Annotated in this window: 20 protein-coding genes; 9 read left to right on the top strand and 11 right to left on the bottom strand. The window is 55.6% G+C overall.

Annotated elements, in window-relative coordinates; translation table 11 throughout:
- Positions 1-822 precede the first annotated feature (822 nt).
- The 3 genes from hemH to AS19_RS01485 all read right to left on the bottom strand — a co-directional run bounded on the left by hemH (position 823) and on the right by AS19_RS01485 (position 3,220).
- Entirely contained in the window at positions 823-1,848 is a 1,026-nt protein-coding gene (gene hemH, locus AS19_RS01495; protein WP_011587590.1) for a ferrochelatase, read from the bottom strand.
- An 86-nt stretch (positions 1,849-1,934) separates the two neighbouring features.
- Positions 1,935-2,339: a thioesterase family protein gene (locus AS19_RS01490; protein WP_041705216.1), complete on the bottom strand. Its 405-nt coding sequence runs from the start codon at positions 2,337-2,339 to the stop codon at positions 1,935-1,937.
- 83 nt (positions 2,340-2,422) lie between these two features.
- On the bottom strand, positions 2,423-3,220 hold the full coding sequence (locus AS19_RS01485; RefSeq protein ID WP_011587588.1) for a hypothetical protein: 798 nt from the start codon (positions 3,218-3,220) through the stop codon (positions 2,423-2,425).
- A gap of 198 nt (positions 3,221-3,418) precedes the next feature.
- Here AS19_RS01485 and AS19_RS01480 point away from each other — a divergent pair, with 198 nt between their 5' ends.
- Positions 3,419-5,002, top strand: a complete 1,584-nt coding sequence (locus AS19_RS01480) for an ABC-F family ATPase (RefSeq protein ID WP_046961634.1) — start codon at positions 3,419-3,421, stop codon at positions 5,000-5,002.
- Positions 5,003-5,113: 111 nt separating this feature from the next.
- A complete protein-coding gene (locus AS19_RS01475; RefSeq protein WP_011587586.1) occupies positions 5,114-5,425 on the top strand; it encodes a DUF1244 domain-containing protein in 312 nt (103 codons plus the stop codon).
- Positions 5,426-5,516: 91 nt separating this feature from the next.
- On the opposite strand, the gene AS19_RS01470 is transcribed toward AS19_RS01475, so the two are convergent.
- From AS19_RS01470 to AS19_RS01455, 4 genes are all read right to left on the bottom strand, one after another.
- Positions 5,517-7,427 carry a choice-of-anchor I family protein gene (locus AS19_RS01470; protein ID WP_011587585.1) on the bottom strand — a complete coding sequence of 637 codons (1,911 nt, stop codon included), beginning with the start codon at positions 7,425-7,427 and terminating at the stop codon, positions 5,517-5,519.
- 264 nt (positions 7,428-7,691) lie between these two features.
- Positions 7,692-9,245: an NAD(P)/FAD-dependent oxidoreductase gene (locus AS19_RS01465; protein WP_011587584.1), complete on the bottom strand. Its 1,554-nt coding sequence runs from the start codon at positions 9,243-9,245 to the stop codon at positions 7,692-7,694.
- A gap of 70 nt (positions 9,246-9,315) precedes the next feature.
- The gene (locus AS19_RS01460) at positions 9,316-10,242 is read right to left on the bottom strand and encodes a hypothetical protein (protein ID WP_011587583.1); all 927 of its coding nucleotides are present in this window, start codon (positions 10,240-10,242) and stop codon (positions 9,316-9,318) included.
- Positions 10,243-10,295: 53 nt separating this feature from the next.
- Positions 10,296-11,129, bottom strand: a complete 834-nt coding sequence (locus AS19_RS01455) for an SDR family oxidoreductase (protein WP_011587582.1) — start codon at positions 11,127-11,129, stop codon at positions 10,296-10,298.
- A 114-nt stretch (positions 11,130-11,243) separates the two neighbouring features.
- Here AS19_RS01455 and AS19_RS01450 point away from each other — a divergent pair, with 114 nt between their 5' ends.
- The 3 genes from AS19_RS01450 (at position 11,244) to AS19_RS01440 (ending at position 13,534) form a co-directional block, all read left to right on the top strand.
- Positions 11,244-11,864, top strand: a complete 621-nt coding sequence (locus tag AS19_RS01450; protein WP_035458946.1) for a TetR/AcrR family transcriptional regulator — start codon at positions 11,244-11,246, stop codon at positions 11,862-11,864.
- A 54-nt stretch (positions 11,865-11,918) separates the two neighbouring features.
- On the top strand, positions 11,919-12,413 hold the full coding sequence (locus AS19_RS01445; RefSeq protein WP_011587580.1) for a DUF4282 domain-containing protein: 495 nt from the start codon (positions 11,919-11,921) through the stop codon (positions 12,411-12,413).
- A 155-nt stretch (positions 12,414-12,568) separates the two neighbouring features.
- A complete protein-coding gene (locus AS19_RS01440; RefSeq protein ID WP_011587579.1) occupies positions 12,569-13,534 on the top strand; it encodes a nitronate monooxygenase family protein in 966 nt (321 codons plus the stop codon).
- 194 nt (positions 13,535-13,728) lie between these two features.
- Here AS19_RS01440 and AS19_RS01435 read toward each other — a convergent pair whose 3' ends face one another.
- The 4 genes from AS19_RS01435 to nudE form a co-directional block, all read right to left on the bottom strand.
- Positions 13,729-15,228: an NAD(P)/FAD-dependent oxidoreductase gene (locus AS19_RS01435; protein WP_011587578.1), complete on the bottom strand. Its 1,500-nt coding sequence runs from the start codon at positions 15,226-15,228 to the stop codon at positions 13,729-13,731.
- A gap of 585 nt (positions 15,229-15,813) precedes the next feature.
- Entirely contained in the window at positions 15,814-16,701 is an 888-nt protein-coding gene (locus AS19_RS01430; RefSeq protein ID WP_046961633.1) for an alpha/beta hydrolase, read from the bottom strand.
- A gap of 85 nt (positions 16,702-16,786) precedes the next feature.
- Entirely contained in the window at positions 16,787-17,602 is an 816-nt protein-coding gene (gene cysQ / locus AS19_RS01425) for a 3'(2'),5'-bisphosphate nucleotidase CysQ (protein ID WP_035458950.1), read from the bottom strand.
- A gap of 37 nt (positions 17,603-17,639) precedes the next feature.
- Entirely contained in the window at positions 17,640-18,185 is a 546-nt protein-coding gene (gene nudE, locus AS19_RS01420; RefSeq protein ID WP_035458952.1) for an ADP compounds hydrolase NudE, read from the bottom strand.
- Between the two features lie 56 nt (positions 18,186-18,241).
- Between nudE and yrfG the strand changes: the two genes are divergently transcribed.
- The 4 genes from yrfG (at position 18,242) to AS19_RS01400 (ending at position 22,113) form a co-directional block, all read left to right on the top strand.
- Complete coding sequence (yrfG, locus tag AS19_RS01415) at positions 18,242-18,895, top strand: GMP/IMP nucleotidase (RefSeq protein WP_011587574.1); 654 nt, start codon at positions 18,242-18,244, stop codon at positions 18,893-18,895.
- A 21-nt stretch (positions 18,896-18,916) separates the two neighbouring features.
- The gene (locus AS19_RS01410) at positions 18,917-19,303 is read left to right on the top strand and encodes an RNA-binding S4 domain-containing protein (RefSeq protein WP_011587573.1); all 387 of its coding nucleotides are present in this window, start codon (positions 18,917-18,919) and stop codon (positions 19,301-19,303) included.
- A 51-nt stretch (positions 19,304-19,354) separates the two neighbouring features.
- Positions 19,355-20,209, top strand: coding sequence for an Hsp33 family molecular chaperone HslO (gene hslO, locus AS19_RS01405; RefSeq protein WP_011587572.1), 855 nt, complete (start codon positions 19,355-19,357; stop codon positions 20,207-20,209).
- A gap of 359 nt (positions 20,210-20,568) precedes the next feature.
- Positions 20,569-22,113 (top strand): phosphoenolpyruvate carboxykinase, encoded by a 1,545-nt coding sequence (locus tag AS19_RS01400; RefSeq protein WP_046961632.1) that lies wholly within the window; start codon positions 20,569-20,571, stop codon positions 22,111-22,113.
- The last annotated feature ends 127 nt before the right edge of the window (positions 22,114-22,240 follow it).

The following is a 22,240-nucleotide window of genomic DNA, read 5'->3' as shown; positions in this document are numbered from 1 at the left end:
TTCGAGCGTGCGCAGGCCTGCAGATCTTCAATACCCGGCTTATCAATACGTCCATTTGGCTGAACACGCCCATCGCCCATACGCCTGATAAGCCATGGGCCATTCTCTAGCAGCTTCCGCCGGCGTGTTAGCACGCATCAACGTAACGTAACCATTGCTTCCGGTAGTATTGAATCGTTCCCCGAGACAACTAGCCACTCGATCTAGGCCTGATCCACGGTCAGCCTTGAATTTGTACTTTCCAGAAAACCAGACAATCCGCTGAGCATCTGAATAATAATTCGTTTGCAAATCAGCATTACATTTTGAGCACACATAGTAATACTGAACCAGGCCATCGTATTTACCGTTGAAAACAAGAGCCTCGGATTCCTCATTCGTTAGCACCATAGATTTAGATAACGTTTTCGACCCTCTTATGTTCGTTATATCGACCCTTAACTTAGCGCCCGAGTCCAATCGAGAGAAATGGAACCAGTCATTCACCGTCCAAACGTATGCGACACGCATTTCTTTTCCGCTAAACCCAGACAGCCCCTGTCGGTTAACCTGCTTTCCATTGGCATAAATCTGAAGGTAGAGGCCCCCCTGAGAATCAGTCTAATTCCTCTCTACTATCTCCACCTCCTCGGTTCCCAAACGCCCCGCCGGTAAATCGTTATGAAAGCAATGGATTTAAACATCATTTACCCCGACAACAGACACAATAGAGGTCCCGTACTAAGGCAGGGAACCTCTATTACAAAATAGCAAAAGGAGACGGCCTATCGCATACCCCAATTTGGGTATCAACCCCATTGCTAGTCCTGTTAGGGTGGACTGTCAGGGCAGAAAGCCCTGCAGGTTATCTTCAACAAGTTGGGCCAGAGCATCCAGGTGGGCAGGTTCAGCATTAAGTGCGGAGATATAAGCAAAAGACTCACCGCCAGCTTCTTCAAAATACTCACGGTTTTCTTGGTCAATTTCTTCCACGGTTTCCAGGCAATCCGCAGAAAAGCCTGGGCAGAATACCTGTACTGATTTCACGCCTTCACCGGGGAGGGATTTCATGGTGGCATCAGTATAGGGCTGCAGCCACTCTTCTGCGCCAAAGCGGGACTGGAACGTGGTCATCCACTGGCCATCACTCAGCCCAAGCGCCTTGGCCAACAACTGTGATGTTTGGTGGCACTCATGGAAATATGGATCGCCCTTGAGCAAAAAGCGTTTCGGCACACCGTGAAAGCTAAATACTAACTTGTCCGCACTACCGTTCTTTTCTCGGTAGGCACGAATATGCTCAGCCATGGCTTGAATATAGGGCGGGTAATCCGGGTAATGGCTAATAAAGCGTAGATCAGGCAGCAAGCGTCGGCCCATAAAATCCTGGGCCACGGCATCAAAGGTAGAGCCATTGGTGGAACCGGAATATTGCGGATACAACGGCAACACAACCAGCTTACGAATGCCCTCGTCCTCAAACGCCTGCAACTGGCTGGCAATGGACGGATTGCCGTAACGCATGGCCACACGCACCACCACATCATCGCCATATTTACTCTGCAAGCGCTGACGAATACCTTCCCCTTGGGCAAGGCTGTACACCAACAACGGCGAGCCCTCTTCCGTCCACACGCTTTTGTAGGCTTCCGCAGACTTACGAGGGCGAATGACCAGAATCACCAGATTAAGGATGAAAAACCAGATAAAGCGGGGAATCTCCACCACTCGGGGATCAGAAAGAAACTCCCGCAGATAACGGCGCAGGGCGCCTGTTTCCGGCGCATCTGGGGTTCCCAGGTTTGTAATGAGCACACCAACCTTGCGGGGGTTGAGGTGCTCTAGGTTTTCCTGTCCCTTGTAGGCCATCCTGATTCTCGCTCAGCAATACATGTTGATTCGTTAGTGTAGCGCTAGCACCTCAAAGCGCCATGAAGCCCTATCTATTGCAACGATTAGCTTTCTGGTAGCTCGCCTTCGTGCTGGGCTAAAGCGTCACGGAGATCATCGGGCAGCGGCGCTGAGGCCTGCGTCTTGTGGTCAAAATACACCTGAACGGCCCGCCCTCTGGCCACCAGAGCCCCGTTCTGCCATGCCTGCTGAATCACCACAAAGGAGCTGTTGCCAATGCGCTCAATAGCTGCACGCAGGATCACGTCACTGCCATAGTAAATCTGAGCGACAAAATCGACCTCCACTCGGGCGAGAATCAACGGCATTGATGCTGGATTTTCCGCGTCACCGAAAAGCCGAAACAACGGCGCACGACCGGTTTCAAACCAACCAGTGACAACCGTATTATTCACATGGCCAAAAGCATCGGTCTCGTAAAAGCGGGGGGTAATGGTTTGTTCAAACATGGCTGAATCCAATACAGGAAAGAAGCCGCCATGATACCCATAGCCTCCCATAAATCGAAGCCTTGATGATCACGAGCCGGGGCTTAGGGAACGCCTTGCAGATGATCCAAGTCCGCTCGCAATTTCTCGACGGCCTCTTCCTGGGAATACTGCTCCACCTGCAACTGATCCACCCGCGCCATTAAGGCCTCGATGCCCTCACTGGCCCGCTCCATGGGCTCTCCCATTTCGCTGGATTGCTGCGCGCGTTCTTCCAATTCCCGCAACTCCTCATCCTGCACCGAGAGCTGCTGGCGCGCACGGCGCAACCGATCAGAGACATCGATCAAGGCTCGCTGCTCATCCAGCAGCAAGCGTCGCAGCCGATTGAGCAAGGACTGGTAAGCATCGCTACCCACGGTTATTTGCTGCCAATCGGCGAAGCGCTGCCGCAACAGGGAGGCCGGCAGGCCAGCAGGAAGGTCCGTAAGCGACAAGCTAATCCGCGCCTGGGTCACATCGTCCTTATCGAACAGTCCGGTCTGTTCGCCTTCAATTTTCGCCACACCGGGCAACACTGCTCGCTCCCCTGCCCGAGCCCCCGCCGTCACCACCAGTTCCCGAGTATCTGCATCTGCATAACGCACCCGCTGCAGATCCTCCTGCAGCAGCAGAGCCACATCAAACAGGTAATGGGTAGCAGAATGGTCCTCATGCCCCTCTTCATTGCGCCCCGTCACGGTCAGAGTATCCACCCGCCAAACGCTCAGGTTGTTATCCTGCAAGGTCTGCCGTACCTGCTGTTGCAGATACGCTTGCTTGCCATCATTGCTACAAGAACCAACAGCCAAAAGCGCCAGCAACCCCGTGGCGAGCCCGATCAGGGTGGATTTTATAGTCATGGCCCCTCGCTTTCCTGGTTTGTCTGCTTAATACGCGCCTTCTTGCTTAATTCTTCACCCCACCCATACCGCCCGGCGGGACTGTGTTTTGCCTGACAAGCCGGTACAATGCCGCCTCTTTCTCCCCGCCGGTTGCTGAGAGTACTCCGCAGCCGTCGATGGCGTGCCCCCGCCGCTCTCTCGTTACAGGATAGTCCTTTGATTTCTACCGCGAACATCACTATGCAGTTCGGCGCCAAGCCACTGTTTGAAAACGTTTCCGTCAAATTCGGCAACGGCAACCGTTACGGCCTAATCGGCGCCAACGGCTGCGGCAAATCCACCTTCATGAAGATTCTCGGTGGCGAACTGCAGCCCAGCAATGGTCAGGTCATGCTGGATTCCAATGATCGCCTTGGGAAATTGCGCCAGGACCAGTTCGCCTTCGAAGAATACACGGTTCTGGACACCGTGATCATGGGGCATACCGAGCTGGCCACGGTAAAAGCCGAACGCGACCGTATCTACAGCCTGCCGGAAATGAGCGAAGAAGACGGCATGCGCGTGGCGGAACTGGAGATGCAGTTCGCAGAAATGGACGGTTACACCGCCGAAGCCCGTGCCGGGGATCTGCTGTTGGGCCTTGGCATTCCCGAGGAGCAACAGGCGGGCCCGATGACCGCAGTGGCCCCCGGCTGGAAACTGCGCGTGCTGCTCGCCCAAGCGCTGTTTTCCGATCCGGACGTATTGCTGCTTGATGAGCCCACTAACCACTTGGACATCCATACTATTCGCTGGCTGGAAGATATTTTGGTGGCCCGTTCTAGCACCATGATTATTATCTCCCACGATCGCCACTTCCTGAACAGTGTATGCACCCACATGGCGGATCTCGATTACGGTGAACTCCGCTTGTTCCCCGGTAACTACGACGAGTATATGACCGCCGCCACCGCCGCCCGTGATCGGCTGTATGCAGATAACGCCAAGAAGAAAAAAGAAATTGCTGACCTGCAAAGCTTTGTTAGTCGCTTCTCGGCTAATGCCTCCAAGGCCAAACAGGCCACCAGCCGGGCCAAGCAAATCGACAAGATCCAGCTGGAAGAGGTAAAGCCCTCCAGCCGCATTAGCCCCTACATTCGTTTTGAACAAAGCAAAAAACTACACCGCCAAGCGGTAACCCTAGAAGGGCTCGGCAAGCATTACGATGACCTGACCCTATTCCAGGACCTGAGCCTGCAAGTAGAGGCCGGCGAACGGGTAGCCATTATCGGCCCTAACGGCATCGGTAAGACCACCCTGCTGCGCTGCCTGGCCGGCGACCTGACCGCAGATACCGGCACCGTAAAATGGGCGGAAGCCGCCGACCTCGGTTACTTCGCTCAAGACCACAGCCATGACTTTGAACAGGACATGATCCTGTTCGACTGGATGGCCCAATGGACCAGCGATGGCGAGCAGGCAGTCCGTGCGGCGCTTGGCCGCATGCTGTTTTCCAACGACGAAGTAATGAAATCCGTGAAGGTGATTTCCGGGGGAGAACAAGGCCGCATGCTGTTCGGCAAGCTGACGCTGACTCAGCCCAATGTCTTGTTACTGGACGAACCCACCAACCATCTGGACATGGAATCCATCGAAGCGCTCAACCTAGCGCTGGAGAACTACCCAGGCACACTGTTCTTTGTCAGCCACGACCGGGAATTCGTCAGCTCCTTGGCCACCCGCATTCTGGAAATCACCCCGGACGGAGTGCGCGATTTCACCGGCAGTTACGATGATTATCTGAAGAGCATTGAGGCCTGAAGGCACGTAAAGAACAGCAAAGCGGAAATGCCGGCAAGGCGTTTCCGCTGTTTTATGCCCCCCTTCTATAAGGGCCTCACCAGATAGGGATTTCAGAACCGGGAGAATCCAATGGCCGATATTGATCAAGCCAGCAAAACCGAGATGGAAGCCGCCGCGTTTCGCCACCTGCTGCGGCATCTGGATGAACACAAAGACGTGCAAAATATCGACCTGATGATCCAGGCAGATTTCTGCCGTAATTGTTTGGCTAAGTGGCTAATGGAAGCGGCGACGGAGCAAGGCGTGGAACTGGATTATGACGGCGCACGGGAATACGTCTACGGCATGCCCTTCGCTGAATGGAAAACGCTCTACCAGAAACCCGCCAGCGAGGCACAACTGGCAGCCTTTGAGGCCAAACAAGCCGCCCGTAAACGCTAAGCTGCTTTAGCAAAACGAATTTCCCCGGCCCCAAAAAGGCGGCCCGCAGGCCGCCTGACAACACACAGGGCTTGTATTTTATTGCCGTGATTTATTCGCTGAAGACACTTTGCACTTCATAGATGGCGGTGGAGCCACTGACTTCGTTCCCCACCACCAGCAGCGCCTTGCCGTTGGCAGAATCCGCAGCCGAAATAAACACCAACCCTTCCGGACCCAGATCCCCATACCCATCCAGGTTGCCCGCTTCCGGAGCCACATCCCAGGTTTCACGGCTGTTCAAATAATCCTGATAGACCGGCGCCGCCGGATCCGTAATGTCATACACCAGCACGCCCCCCATGCGCTCCAGCCCCAAGAACAAGAAATGCTTGTCGCCAATCTGACCGATGGTCAGCCCTTCCGGCTCAGGCCCCTTGGCATCACTGCGGCTGTCTATGGCATTGCCTTCATCGTGGCCGCTGTTGAAATAGTCGGCACAATCGATTGATCGCTCGGAGCCCAACTTGCAGTCGTCGCTGGCCAGAAACTGCTCAATGGCATCGCCGCTATCAAACACCAGATCACCACTGTCATCGCGAATGGAGAACGAACGACCACCATAGCTGTAGAGCGTGTCGTACATGATATGCGTACCCACCTCGTCTCCTTCAGGCTGCGAACCATTGGCCATGAATTTCAGCGGTTGGCCATCGACGTCAGTCTTGTAACCCATCGTCCAGGTGATGTTCAGGCGCCCCAGCACATCGTCTTCACGGCAATCGCCGGAATCGCCCGCTGTGGCACCGCAATAGCCGAAGACCGCAGGATCCAACAGGGCTCCCTCTGCCAACGCGCTCAGCTGCGGCGGCAAATCATCGCCACAACGACGGGCAAACCCGCTGTTATGCACCAGATGCTTCACGCGGAATTCTTCAACAAAGCCCTGGCTAGCATCCGGCTCACAAGCGACCGGCGGCACCACCTTTGCATCCGCTTCTTCGCCCCAGTAGTCGTCATTGTCTTCGCCCCAGGCCCGAGCATCCCCTTCGTTGGCGGTCACCAGGTAGGTCTTGCCGTTCACGGTATAGCCATGAATCGAGTCCGGCAGGTACAGCCCCACTACACCGGCAAAAGTCCTGATATTGATAACTTCATCGTCATCGCTGGCATCAATCCCGTTACCTTCTACGCTGCGATCAATTTCTCCCAGAGAAACGATGTCGGTTATCGTCGCTGTGGCGATATCCACTTTCGCCAGCGCATTATTTTCCTGCAGGGTCACCCAGGCTGTGTTGCCATCAGCTGAAACCGCAATGTACTCCGGCTCCAGATCCTGCGCGGCGGATGCCCCCGGACCATAAATGCGAACCCCTTGGTTACGCAGGCTCTCTTCCTGGCCGTTATACGCCGTGAAGTCTGCAGTACTAACCACCGGGTTGGACGGATCACTGAAATCCACAATGCTGATAGAGCCCTCAGGGTCTGTTTGATAATCATCACTGGGCTCGCCTTCGTTGGCGGTGAGCACGCGGGTTCCATCCGGGGTAAACGCCACCATGTCTGGCTGGGCGCCAACCCGCTGGCTGCCCAGCAAGGTCAAATCACTGGCCTGATACAACGCCACAAAGCCATTATCAGTTTTCGGCTCCGCCTCAATGGCCACCGCCACCAAACCATGGCTGGCAGCGACGCTATTCACTTCCGCGCCCGGCGCAATGCCTGCGACACTAATCGCATCGATCTTGACCGGGTTCTCAGGGTCACTCAGGTCCAGCACATCCAGTTCGCCCTGCTCCGCATTCACTACGAACAAACGCTGGCTTGCCGCATCATAAGCCGGGATTTCTGCGGCGGAGGCATCAAAACTGCCTGTGGAATAGCGACTGACATAGGAGAGCTTGATACTGTCCGGTGTGCGCACCGCCTCATCCACAACCGCGTCAGGCTGATTGCTGTCGCCACCACAGGCCGTCAGCGTTGCCGCCAGAATGACACCAGCTCCCAGATACAAATTCTTCATCGGTTTCCCCTGTTATCTGCAGATCCCCCAAACGGATTGCTCACAGGGTTTTACAGGGCAGGAATGAAGCCAGCACGACAGTGAAATGACGACTTGATGACAGCTACCGGGCGGCCACGGACAGAGCACCGTTCCACAGAGGGAATTGACCCAAGGGTACAGAGAGCCTGGAAGGGGTAATCCAACAACTTTCAATGCGGCATAAAAAACGCGGCACCTGCCAGGCAGGGCCGCGTTTACCGAGCGAAACCAAGCTGATTCACATCAGACGGTTTCGTAATCGTTCTCTTCAAAAGCGGCCATCTGTGCCGCGTACTGAGTGGCAAACCCTGGGTACATGGTGGCATTGAAGCCGTCTTCGGTGAGATACCAGCTCTTGCAACCTGAATTCCAGTTAGTTTTTGCCAGCCGTTTCTGCATGGCCTGGTTGTGCTTACGCTGAACATCTTTTTTCACATCCAGCATCTTCAGGTCTTCCTGAAGAATTTTCTGCACCCCTTTCACCGCGTAATCAAGCTGGGACTCCATATACACCAGGGCGGAATTATGACCGGGCCCAGAATTAGGCCCAAAGGTCATATAGAGATTGGGATAACCGGACACATTAATGCTCTTGTAGGCCTGGGCACCGCCTTGCCACTCGTCACCCAACACCCGACCCTTACGCCCTTTAACGGGGAAAGGCGTGCCGGAATGGCTGACATCGAAGCCCGTAGCAAACACGATGCAGTCGGCCTGATGCTCAATACCTTCTACCGTACGAATCCCTTTTTCACTAAGGCGAGCAATGGGCCAGGTAATCAGTTTGGCATTGTCTTTTTGCAACGCAGGGTAATAATCATTGGAGACCAACACCCGCTTGCAGCCGATGGTGAAATCCGGGGTCAACTGACGACGCAACCAGCGGTCTTTCACTTGCCGGCGTAGATGCATCTTCGCTACCCGTTCAGCAACGCGGGTCAGCGGCGAGTTCCATATTACCGCCAGCGCCATGCTTTCATGGGTCCAGAAGAGAAGATTACGCATGGCCTGCTGGCTGGCCGGCAACTTGCGAAAAAGGGCTTTGTTCCAGGCCGGAGTGACAAAATCAGGACGCGGCAGAACCCAGCCCGGAGTGCGCTGAAACACCTTCACGTGGGCCGCCTGTTTGACCAGTTCGGGAATGATTTGGATACCGCTGGCACCGGTACCAATGACAGCCACTTTCTTGCCGGTAAAATCGTACTCATGATCCCAGCGGGCGCTGTGAATCTTGTGGCCCTTGAAATCCTCAATACCAGTAATCGCCGGGAAACTGCAGTTCGACAAGGGCCCCTGAGCCATCACTGCGGCCCGCCCAGCAAACTGCTCCCCCTTATCCGTCGTGGCGGTCCAGATGCCTTTCTTTTCATCAAAAGACAGCTCTTGCACGTTTTTCTCGAAACGAATGTACGACTCCAACTCGAACTCAGCCACCAGATGCTGGATATAACCCAGGATTTCTTCGCTGCCCGAGAAGCTCCGTGACCAGTTCGGGTTGGGCGCAAAAGAATACGAATAGAGATTGGAGGGAACGTCGCAAGCGGCCCCAGGGTATTGATTGTCTCGCCAGGTGCCGCCCACCGCGTTGGCTCGTTCCAGAATCACGATATCCTCAATACCGGCCTGCTTGAGACGAATGGCCATCCCTAGGCCGGCAAACCCCGCGCCCACAATCAGGACCGAGGCCGGTTTTATCACTGGTGTTTTTGTTACCGCCGGCTCTTTCGTTGAGGAAGAACGCTGACGGGAAGCCGATTTGCGAACGGCCTTTTTAGGGGAAGTAGGGGATGCAGTCATAACAAAATCTCATCAAAAAGCAGGAGACCACCATCATCTGCCAGGCACATGATGGTGGTCTTCGGTAACATCAAGCAATGGGGTGATAAGTCAGCTCATTCACCCAGGAAGGCACAGCAGGCAGCATCCGGGGCGGTATCATTCCGGTCAACTTGACTAGACCATCCACGGGTACGTGATAAACACGTTTATTGCGATCTACCATAAGTTTGGCGTGGTGACGGACCAACTGATACCAAGGGTTACGACGGCCATCTTCGGTACGCCCACCAATTGTTTCGAATTTGGCCATCGCGGCATACAGGCGCTCTTCCGGCAGCCCCATACCAATAATGTTGTCGCGCATCTTGTTGAGCAAAGGCAGATAGGAGGCCATACCTAACAACAGGCGAGGATTCAGCAGGGGGGCCAGCATTTTGGCGGCACCAATAAAGGTCTTCCCGCGCCCCTGCATTTCCATCACGCTAAAGCCGACGCCCAAATGACGGGATTCGTCGTCATTGATTTTTTCAAAGGCCTGATGACAAATCGGGTCTTTTACGGTCTCCAGCAGGAAGGTACACAAGGCACCATCCAGAGCAATTTCTAGCATCGGCACCATTGTGCCCAACACATAAATCGGCATCTCATCGCTGTAACGATCCAGCCACTCAATCGCCAATCGTAAGTTGATATTAGGTTCGGGAATACCTTCTCCCTCGAGCATCCCCCAACGTTTCATCAGTGCCATTTCGACATTGGCATGGCGCTGCTCTTCCGCGTGAAAGTAGGTATAGATTTGACGCAAGGTTTCTGTGGGCGCTTTCTTAGCCATGGCGGCAAAGGCCCTGGCGCCCACGTGCTCAATCCACATCACATCAGCCATGAAAGCTTTCAGCTTGGGCCATTGTTCTTCGGTAATCAGCTCCGCGCCGGGAGCATCCCAGTCGATATCTGACAGGGCCCACTGGGTGGATTGAATCTTTGCCAACATTTTTTCCAAATCGATAGAAGCCATGATGCTCTCCTGTTATTGCGATACGGCTTTGAAGCCGTTTAACGGCATTCGGTTTATGCTTTTGCGGACGCCAAGCGGCTGAGCAGCCCGGCACCACGGGTATAGACGGAGGGCAGATAACGCTTCGCCCGCCAGATCATTCGTGCATCCATTTGCGGCAGCACATAAAGCTGCCCGCGATCTAAAGCCTTGAGAGTGGTGAGCGCGACACCTTCGGCGGGCACGCCAGTAAGCTCCACAAGTCTGTTCATCAGCGGCGTGATCCCGGCATCGATCCGGCCAGTGGTGAAAATATTGGTGTTTACCACTGTAGGACATAGCACCGTTACGTTAACGCCGGTGCCGGAAGTTTCGGCTGCCAGTGTCTCTGACAGCGCCAACACCCCTGCCTTGGTCACGTTGTAGGGCCCCATCAACGGGGCCGCCGCAAAACTGGCCGTAGAGGCCACATTGATAATCCCACCGTACCCTTGCGCCTTGAGTCTCGGTGCAAAAACGTGGCAACCATGGATCACACCCCATAGGTTAATGCCCATGGTCCAGTGCCAATCGTCCATGGAAGTCTCGCCTACCGGTTTGCCGCCCACGCCTACGCCCGCGTTATTGATCACCAGATTCACCGGCTCTGGGAGCAGCGCATCTGCTTGTTCGGCCAGCGCTTCTACCTCTGCTTGGACACTGACGTCGCACTGCACCGCCCACGCCCTCCCGCCCGTGCTGACAATGCGGTCAGCCGTTTCCTGGGCGGTCCCCAGATTGATATCCGCACAGACCACCGCCCCATTGCGCCGAGCCAGCTCTTCGGCAAACGCACGGCCTATGCCGCTTCCTGCCCCGGTGACAACAGCGGAGGCATTCGCGCTAATGGTTTTATTACGACCAAACATGCCGTCTGCTCCATCAAGTCAAAATAGCCATTGCATCAAGGCAACGGTTTATTGTTACATCCTCTAATGTGACAGTAGATCGAATGCTTGTTCGGATTCAACTCGGAAATCATTATGGCTCGCAAACCCAAACAACAGCGCTCCAAAGCCACCGTCGATGCTATCGTCGAGGCCGCCCTAATCTCGATTGCCCAGCAGGGGCCATCGGCCACCACAACACGCCAAGTTGCCGACATCGCCGGCATCGGCGTGGGCTCTTTATATGAGTATTTCGAGGACAAGGACGCCATACTGAAAGCCGCCGGCGCCCGTTTCGTGGACGATACCGTGGCCATGATTAAGCCGCTGACTCCGGAACTGGTACGGATGAATATCCGCGATGCAGTGAGTAAGCTGCTGTTTACCTTTCGCGATTTTCTTGAAGAAAATCGCCAGCTGTATCTGAACTGTGCACGCCACGCTTTCAGCCAAGACATGGTGATGCATCTGGAGCCCATCAATCGCGCCCTGTTGGACCTGTTTACTCAATACCTGATGCACCACCCGGAGCTGTTGCGTATGCCTAATATTCCGGCGGTGTCCTATTTTTATATCAACGGCGGGGTTTTCACCGTGGTACGCCATCTCTCGGAAGAAAAACCAACCCAGAGTTTCGAGGAACTGACCACGGTGTTCGGAGACTTTCTTGCCAGTTATGCGGAACACAAACTGGGCGCCAGCAACGCCACGCAATAGCGCCGCACGACTCAAAAACGAACACCATAAATAATAATAAAATCAGGAGGCACCATGCAGACACCCAAGTCGGAAACGCCACCACCTGGGCCGCCCCCTCGTATTCCCAACCTGGCGGATTGGCGTTTCAACCGCTATCTGACCATGCAGCTGATGCCGCTGTTCTATCTTCTGCTGATTGCTGGCGCACTGATTGTGGTCGTTAGCGTAGTTGGCTTGTGCTTTTGGTTCTCTACGCTGGCCGGCATTATTGCCGCCGTTATTGCACCACTTGCCTTTGTGGTAATGGTGGCGGTGATCCGCGCGGCACTGGAATACATGATTATGGCCCACCGCATCATGCGCATCATCGAACGCATGGACGCCCTCCCCGGCCAGGTAGCAGACTTATCAGTACGTGTTGACGGCATTACCAATCATGTAGACGAATTGAGCGGGCATGTAACCGATATCCATGAAACACTGATGCACGCCCGCCCGTTGCTACGCTCCGCGGGCTTACCCAGCCGCCTGCTCAATGCATTGCGGCGCCGAACGCCTGACGCCTGAGGTTCGCAAGCCGCATCCGCCCTCATTCACGTCCACATCAACCCACAGATTGTCGTTTTCGGTGCTGACATCGCCACATGTATACCGCACTATTATGCTCCTGAAAGCGTCCCACTTTTTTCGGTGGCGCTCACCTTGTGAGATGAGGAGTTCCCATGGCCCTACCTGCCTCCCTGCAAAACAGCCTGCAGCTACCCGTTGTGGCATCCCCCATGTTCATTGTGTCCAACCCGGAGCTGGTGATCGCCCAGTGCAAAGCCGGCATTGTCGGCTCTTTTCCCGCCCTGAACGCTCGTCCCGCAGAAGAGCTGGAAGTATGGCTCAAGCGCATTACCGAAGAGCTCGATGCCTGGAACCAGGCCAACCCTGACAAGCCTGCGGCCCCATTCGCGGTAAACCAGATTGTGCACAGATCCAACAATCGGCTGGAGCATGATCTGGAGCTATGTGTGAAGTACAAGGTGCCTATCGTAATAACCTCACTGGGCGCACGAGTGGATGTGAACGAAGCCATTCATAGTTATGGCGGACTGGTATTCCACGACATCATCAATAACTTCTTCGCCAAAAAAGCCATAGAGAAAGGTGCTGATGGCCTGATCGCTGTGGCCGCTGGCGCGGGCGGCCATGCAGGCACCCTCTCCCCGCTGGCCCTGGTGCAGGAAATTCGTGAGTGGTTCGACGGGCCACTGCTGCTCTCCGGTGCGATCGCCACCGGGGACGCCGTTCTCGCTGCTCAGGCCATGGGCGCAGACTTGGGCTATATCGGCTCCGCCTTTATTGCCACCGATGAAGCGAATGCGGATGAGCGCTACAAACAAGCCATTGTGGACAGCGGCGCCAGCGACATTGTTTATTCCAACCTATTCACTGGCGTGCACGGTAACTACCTGCGCGGGTCCATCGAAGCCGCGGGTCTGGATCCGGAGAACCTACCGGAAAGCGATCCGTCAAAAATGGACTTCGGCGATGGCAGCTCCAAAGCCTGGAAAGACATCTGGGGTAGCGGTCAGGGTATCGGTGCGGTGAAGAAAATAGGCCCAGCAGCAGATCTGGTCGACCGCCTGAAGCGAGAATACTCAGCCGCACGCCAACGGATTAATGCTTTACCTTGGAAATAGTTAAACGTTAAAAGAGGCGCTAAAGCCTGGCGATTATTCGCCATAAGCTCTGCCCTCATTAACAGATAACAGCACTAAAAAGGCCGCACCCTTTTTCAGGATGCGGCCTTTTTAGTGCTGGCCCTAGCTAGGCCCGCTGTCCATGCCTACTAGGGTAACAGCACCGTAAATGGCGCTTTTTTTCAGCTTTCAGCTCAAGCACCCAACAACGACGCCACCAGCCCTTTCTTTTTCACCGGCTGATAGTTATCGAACTCAAGGAACCCGTCATCAATGGCGCCCAAACGCAGCTTGGGCAAATCAACCATATAATTCTGCACCACCTTCCACGGCTCCTTTGAACCCTGGCGCGGCAGCCGATCATTGGCACGCTGAATGTAACCCGATTGCATGCCGAGGAAGTTATCGTCGGTAATGCAATTATCCTTGTCACGGGGAATCACTGTCTGGGCACCGGTTTTTTCCATATGGTTTAGCAAGCGGCAAACATACTCGCAGACCAAGTCGGCTTTCAGAGTCCAAGACGAGTTAGTGTAACCAAACACTAGCGCCATATTCGGCACGTCCCGCAACATCATGCCCTTGTAAACCAGCGATTCGCGTGGCTCCACCGGCTTACCATCAATGGTGCTTTTTACCCCCCCAAGCATCTGAAGGTTCAGCCCCGTCGCAGTAATAATGATATCCGCATCCAACTCCTTGCCAGACTTGAGCAAGATCCCTGTTTCAGTGAAACGTTCGATGTGATCGGTCACAATCTCAGCATCGCCATTGCGCACGGTCTTGAACAAATCGCCGTTGGGCACTGCACACAGACGCTCGTCCCAAGGGTTATAATGGGGCCGGAAATGCGCCATATCCACGTCATCACCTAGCTGTCGTTTGGCCGCAGCCAACAGCGCACGGCGAACCAGCTTGGGGCGCTGTGTGGACAATTTAAACACCATACGCTGAAGACCAATATTACGCGCACGGGTTAACCGGTAAACCATCATCTCCGGCATAAACCGGCGCATGCCCACCGAGATTTGATCCACTTCCGGCACGGTGGCGATATAGGTTGGCGAGCGCTGCAACATGGTGACTTTGGCACCTTCTTTAGCCATTGCAGGCACCAGCGTTACGGCGGTAGCGCCGGAACCAATCACCACCACTTTCTTGCCTTTATAGTCCAAATTCTCCGGCCAGTGCTGAGGATGAATGACTTGGCCTTTAAAGTCTTTCTCACCGGGGAAGTCCGGCTTATAGCCTTCGTCATAGTTATAGTAACCACCGCATGAGAACAGGAAGTTAGCGGTAAAGGTTTCTTGCTCACCGGTTTTCTCGTTGGTGGTTTCCACCGCCCAGTGGTTATCGGCACTGGACCAATTCGCCTTGATCACCTTGCGACCAAAGCGTATATGTTTTTTCACATCGTACTCTTCCGCAGTGTCTTCCACGTACTGGCGAATAGAGTTGCCGTCCGCCAACACCTTAGGTTCGGTCCAAGGGCGAAAGTTGTAGCCTAGTGTGAACATATCGGAATCAGAACGGATACCGGGATACTTGAACAGATCCCAGGTGCCACCGATGCGTTCGCGGCGCTCCAGGATCGCATAGGTGCGATTCGGCGCCTTGCGAGTCAAATGGCAAGCCGCACCAATGCCGGAAAGGCCGGCGCCAACGATCAATACATCAACGTGTTTATTAGACATATACTTTACCTCCAGCCTCTCAGGCTGCCCGATTCTCTCAGCGCAAACATTGACATCGATCAATGGCACGTTTTAATGGCGGACAGAATAGCCGCACTAGAGGGTATGAGAAAAGGCCCAAACGGGCCGTTAATTGGCTTTAGCGCCGAAGGAAAGCGCCGCTAAAGACGGCCATCTCGCTGTAACCGTTATAAACATTGGGCTTGAGTCACCATTCAGCCCGATACCAGGGCCTAGGTTTTAATCGCGCCCGGCGCCTCATTTTAGGTCATTCTGCTTGCAGGCCTAAATCAGGTTGCCCTTAGCCGCGTATTCCGGGCACCCCACCACGCCCAGCACTCACAACCCGGCGCAGCTAATAGCTCACGCTCAAGACCTAAGGGCTTTCAGGCGGCGCCATAGATTAGCTCCAGATTCCCGTTTCCTGTTCAGCACTGATCGGCTTGAGCCGTGAGGGTCCGGCCTCCGCCAACTGGGGTCTGCTCGGAGGGTCACCCGCGCGAGCATGTATGCCAATCCGCTGTCACTGGATCAGACAACGGTTCTGCTTTCATTGAGCCGCCCGTTACAACGCCATTTTAACTTTTAGCTTTCAACATCCCGCAAAAACGCCAACTGATCCGCCAGGCTGATCTCCCGGGCCTCGCCTTGGTAGACATCAAAATGTCCCACCGGATAACGTTTCACGCTGGCTCGAGCCATCGCTGCAGCCGCTTTTTCTGCCGCCGATGCCGGCGCCACCGTATCGGTTTCGCAAATAAGGATCAGCGCCGGGCAAGTGACCTTACTGGCCTGGGCCACAGGCCGAAATAGCGGCAGCGCCAGCGCAACCCGCCCGGCCACCTCGTTAGGCACGTGGGCCGGCATCAACGCGGTGTACCCATCATAGGCGTCGTCGCTGGACATAGCGGCCAGCTCACCGGGGCGCCCTGCCGAGGGCAACATTTTAGGCCCCAGCCCCAATGCACTGCTGGCCAGGTCCCACAGACCAATACCGGTCATCTTCAACGCCTGCCCCACACCCGCATAACGAATCACCTCCAACACTGACGCCATGCCGTCCATCATCGGACACTGCGCAATAATACCCGCCACCGCCTCCCGGGCCGCCACCACAGTGACCAAACCACCACCAAAGGAGGTACCCCACAAAACGATGCGCTGGTTATCCACTTCATCTAGCTTGCGCACACAGGCCAGCGCCGCCTGCCAATCAGCCACCTCCCGATAGGGCAACAACACCTGGCGGGGCATTCCTTCGCTTTCACCAAAATGGCGGTAATCGAATAGGAACACGGCATAACCGGCCTGTACAAAAGCGTCGCGAAACGGTGCCAACCCGCATTCCTTGGTAAGCCCAAAACCGTGGCCCATGACCACTGTCAGAAAAGGCCCCTCGCCTTCAGGCAAATACAGATCGCCCCGGCAGGATTGCCCGTCACTAACGAAACGTAATTCACGCATTGCACTCATGGGAAACTCCTTGTTTGGCCTGCTAACACTAATAATGAAAGCGCAGGACACTCTGAACCCCGTGCCGGAGAGGGGCTCACGCCCATCAACCGTTCAAGGCCGGAGCGATAAAGCGCCATTGTTCAATACTTTGCCCCAACACCAGAAAGAACGGATTAAGAATGTCCTCTTTGTTGTACTGCAAGGGCGCAAAGTCGGTGTTCACTACCACCCCCCCGGCGGCGGCAACCACCGCGTGGGCCGCAGCCGTATCCCACTCGCTGGTAGGCGCAAGGCGCGGGTAAATATCCGCACTGCCTTCCGCCACCAGACACAGTTTGAGAGAGGATCCCATGGAAGCGCGCTCCACTTCCCCGATCTCTTCTCGTATAAAAGCTTCCAGTTTTTCCACAGCCTCACCACCATGGCTACGGCTGGCCACCATCACCACCGGCGTGGTGCGCGCACGGCACTCAATGGCTTGGCGCTCACCGTTATGTTCTTTAAAGGCGCCCACGCCCTTTCCGCCCATATAGGTCACAGCCGTTACCGGCACGTGCACCACCCCCAGCACCGGAGTATCGCCCTCCACCAGCGCAATATTGACGGTGAACTCACCGTTACGCTTAATGAATTCCTTGGTGCCATCCAGCGGATCTACCAGCCAGAAACGCGGCCAGTCCTTACGGTCCGCATAAGCAATCCCCCCTGACTCTTCAGAGAAAACCGGAATATCCGGCGTCAGCGCCTGCAACCGAGCTTCAATAATTTTGTGGGCTGCCAAATCTGCCTCGGTAATCGGCGACTTGTCATCCTTAGTTTCCACACCCAGATCATCGCGCTCGTAAACCTCAAGAATCGCCTGTCCCGCGGCACGGGCAATCTCACCAAGCGGACCCAGCAGGGCATTTAAATCCGTCATTTCCATTTTCCTGTGATTAATTCAGAGACGTGTTGAACTATCTTTTCTCCAACAACCGCTTGGTCATCAACAACGCAGCGATCACTCTCGCCTCGGTCACATCATCGCGCTCAATCAAGCGATCCAGTTCCGATAATTTCCAGGTCACCACTTCTAGCTCTTCCGGCTCATCACCGGGAAGCGATTCCTCATAAAGGTCTTCAGCCAACACGACTTTAATGCGGTGCCCCATGTACCCGGGGGACAAGGTCAGCTCCTTCATCAGGCTCATACGCCGCGCGCCGTAACCCGCCTCTTCCTTTAATTCCCGGTTAGCCGCATCGCGCCAATCTTCACCGTGTTCATAGGCACCCTTAGGCAGAGTCAACTCATAGCTTTCCGTACCGGCGCCATATTCACGGATCATCACCACGGTATCGTCATCCAGTAACGGCACCATCATCACCCCCGCGATCGGCGGCGTGCGCAAGCGCTCGTAGGTGCGTTCCACTCCGTTGGTAAACCGCAGGTGTAACTCTTCAATTCCGAACAGGCGGCTCTTTGCTATCAGCCGGGTGTCGAGAATCTCCGGTTTCTCATCCATAATTACCTCTGAGCCTACTCACCAAGGCAAGACTAACCCGAACACGCAGGAAATTCATGATTGACTGGCAATCCGTGGACACCGTGCTGCTGGATATGGACGGCACACTGCTGGACCTGCAGTTTGATAACTGGTTCTGGCAACAACATGTACCCAACTGCTACGCCCAGCAACGGGGCTTAGAGCAGGTCGAGGCCAACCGCATCATCCACGACTGGATCACCAGCCACCAAGGCACCCTGAACTGGTACTGCCTGGATTTCTGGACCGCCGAGCTGGGGCTGGAAATTGCCCACTTGAAAAGGGCGGCTGGCGACCGCATTTCCGTGCGGCCTGGCGCGGAAACGTTTCTACAGAAGCTTAAGGCATCAGACAAGCAAGTCATCATGGTGACCAATGCTCACCGCGATGCCTTACACCTGAAAATTGCGCGCACCGGCATTGATCAATATTTTGACGAATTGGTCTCCAGCCATGATTACGGTCACCCCAAAGAAGCCCAGTCATTTTGGCAGCACCTGCAACGACACCTCCCTTTCGAGCGAGACCGCGCCCTGCTGGTGGACGACTCCTTGCCGGTCCTGCACAGCGCTCGGAAATACGGTATTGGGCAGCCGGTGAGCATCCTCCACCCGGATTCCAGTCTGCCAAAACGTTCGGATACGGCCCCGTTCCCGGCCATTGATGATTTCCTGACCGTGCTGCCCTAACGGCCAACTCTGGAGAAAGCGATGGAAAGCGTACGTATAGACTCCTGGCTCTGGGCCGCACGGTTCTTCAAGACCCGCACCTTGGCCAAAAACGCCATTGAAGGCGGCAAGATCCATATCGACGGCAACCGGACCAAAGCCAGCAAGGCAGTGCAATCCGGCCAGACAGTGACCATCAGCAAAGGCACTGAGCATTTCGAGGTGGTCGTCCGCGGTCTGAGCAACAAACGTGGCCCGGCAAAGGTGGCCCAGACACTTTATGAGGAAACCACCGAAAGCGTGGCCAAACGGGAAATGAACAGTGAACAGCGCAAACTGGCCCGAGCCGCAGCCGCTGCACCGGACCACAAACCCAGCAAAAAGGAACGTCGGGATATCCAGCGCTTCAAACGAGACAATCTGGAATAACTGCTTTTTCGCGCTGAATTTACCGCAACAGCCCAACCTCAGGACCTCATAATGCAAGACCACAAACAGCGCTTTCTTTTCCCCGACTCCGACATTCGTGGTGAGCTGGTTCAACTGGAAAGTAGCATTAGCCGTATTATAGAAGGGCAAAACTACCCACTGCCGGTGCAGGGGTTGATCGGCGAAGCCGTGGCCGCTGTGGCGTTGCTGGCCAGCACTCTCAAATTTAAGGGCCGGCTCGCCCTGCAAGCCCAAGGCAAGGGGCCGGTGTCTCTGCTACTGGCCGAATGCAGCCATGATGGCGAGCTGCGTGCCCTAGCCCGCCACAGCGACGGTCAAGACTGGAGCCACGGCGACATTCAAACCTTGATCGGTGAAGGCACCATGGTAATCACCATCACCCCCGATCAGGGGCGCCAGTATCAAGGCATCGTACCGCTCAGCGGCGACACTCTTGCCCAATGCCTGCAGGGATACTTCCAACAATCCGAACAACTGCCCACCCGGCTGTGGCTGGCCAGCGGCAACAATCGCGCGGCGGGCCTGCTGCTGCAGCGCCTGCCCAACCAGCTGTCCACCACCGACGGCAACACCCAGATGTGGGAACACTTAGAGGCGCTGGCGAGCACCCTGCAAATGGAAGAGCTACTAAACCTGGATGACCAAACCATCCTGCGCCGGCTGTTTCACGACACCCCACCCCAGTTGCCCGACGCCCAACCTCTGCGCTTTGGCTGCACCTGCTCCCGGGAACGCAACCGAAATGCACTCATTTCCCTTGGCAATCAGGAATTACAGCAATTACTGGAGGAAGACGGGGAAGTCACGCTGACCTGCGACTTCTGTCGCCATCAGGAACATTTTGATGCCGTGGACCTGGCGGAAATGCTCCGAGAAAGCCGATAGGAATACCAAGAATAGCAAACCCGCGATTCCTGGCCTCGACAGCCAGAGGCAAATAGCAGGCGACACCGCATTTGCCTCCCATCTTTTCCTGCACCCTTTCCCTGCGTCGCGTGCCTTGACGCATTAAAAGGGTGGCCCTGCAGCCGTGACCGCACAGTCCGAAGGGGAATCGCCACTGATTCCCTTTTCTGGCATAATCGCGCGCCTGTGCTGATCAGTGGCGCCACTACTGGTCCCTTATTGGTCTTGTCCGGTCTTTGATCCGGGCACGAGACCGGCACTGTGTATCCGCAATGCGAACTTAAAGGTTGCGCGGCCATACCCGTTGCAACCGCACGGCCACAAGCCCAGGAATAACCATGACAGATCCAATTGTTTATAACGATCTCAGCCCGGCCCAGCTGGTAGAGCTGGCTGTTCAGCGTAACGAAGGCCGCCTGGCCGACAACGGCGCCCTGGTAGTGGAAACCGGTCATCGCACCGGCCGCTCACCGATGGACCGTTACATCGTTGACGAGCCAAGCACCAGCGAACACATCCACTGGGGCGCCATTAACCGTCCCATCGACAGTGATAAATTCGACGCCTTGTGGGACCGTGTGACCGCGGCCGTTGCAGAAAGCGACGCTTTTGTTTCCCACCTGCACGTCGGCGCTGACGCTGATCATTACCTGGCCGTGAAAGTGACCGCGCAAACCGCGTGGCACAACCTGTTCGCCAACACTATGTTCATCCGCCCGGAGAAGTACAACGCCCGCAACAAGGAAGAATGGCAGATCCTGCATGCCTCGCACTTCCAGTGTGACCCGGAGCGTGACGGTACCAACTCCGACGGCTGCGTTATTCTTAACTTCGCCCAGCGCAAAATTCTGATTGCCGGCATGCGCTACGCCGGTGAAATGAAAAAAGCCATGTTCTCCGTGCAGAACTTCCTACTGCCGGAAAAAGACGTGCTGCCCATGCACTGCTCTGCCAACGTCGGCGAAGACGGCGATGTGGCTCTGTTCTTCGGCCTGTCTGGCACAGGCAAAACCACCCTGTCCGCAGACCCTGCCCGTTATCTGATTGGTGACGACGAGCACGGCTGGGGCAAAGATGTGGTCTTCAACATCGAAGGCGGCTGCTACGCCAAGTGTATTGATTTGAGCCAAAAGAACGAGCCGGTGATCTGGGACGCCATCAAGTTCGGCGCGGTACTGGAGAACGTCATCATCAATGACGAAACCCGCACCGCTGATTACGCCGATGTGTCCCTGACCCAGAATACCCGTGCTGCCTATCCGCTGGAAAACATCGACAAGAAAGTCGAAGAAAACCGCGCGGGCGAACCCAAGCACATCATCTTCCTGACCTGCGACCTGACTGGCGTCCTGCCGCCCGTATCAAAACTGTCCAAAGAAGCCGCAGCCTACCACTTCCTGAGCGGCTACACCGCCCTGGTCGGCTCCACAGAAATGGGGTCCGGCGGCGGCATCAAAAGCACCTTCTCCACGTGCTTCGGCGCCCCCTTCTTCCCACGTCGTGCCGGCGAATACGCCGAGCTGCTGATCAAACGCATGGCAGAATTCGGCTCCCAGGTATACCTGGTGAACACCGGCTGGACCGGCGGCCCTTACGGCGAAGGCGAGCGTTTTAGCATCCCCACGACCCGTGGCGTGGTTAACGCAATCCTGTCCGGCGAACTGGACACCGCCGAAACTGAGCACTTGGACATCATCAACCTGGACGTGCCCAAAGCCGTTACCGGTGTCGACAGCAATCTGCTGCAGCCCAAGAACACCTGGGCTAATCCGGAGAACTACGAAGCACGCGCCCGCGACCTGGCAGAACAGTTCCAGAAGAACTTCGCTGACAAGTACGCAGATGTGTCCGACGAAATTCGCGCGGCCGGCCCCAAGGCCTAAGCCGCGAGCATCCACGAAAAAGCCCGCCACCGGCGGGCTTTTTCGTTGTCGCCCGACGAGCAGACCCGCACGTATGGGAAGACGCAAGGAAAGCCTCCGGTTCAGAAGCGGCCTACCACCCAGCCTG

It is taken from the genome of Alcanivorax sp. NBRC 101098 (genome assembly GCF_001010505.1).
Classification (GTDB): domain Bacteria; phylum Pseudomonadota; class Gammaproteobacteria; order Pseudomonadales; family Alcanivoracaceae; genus Alcanivorax; species Alcanivorax borkumensis.
This window is presented reverse-complemented; position numbering and strand designations above follow the sequence as displayed.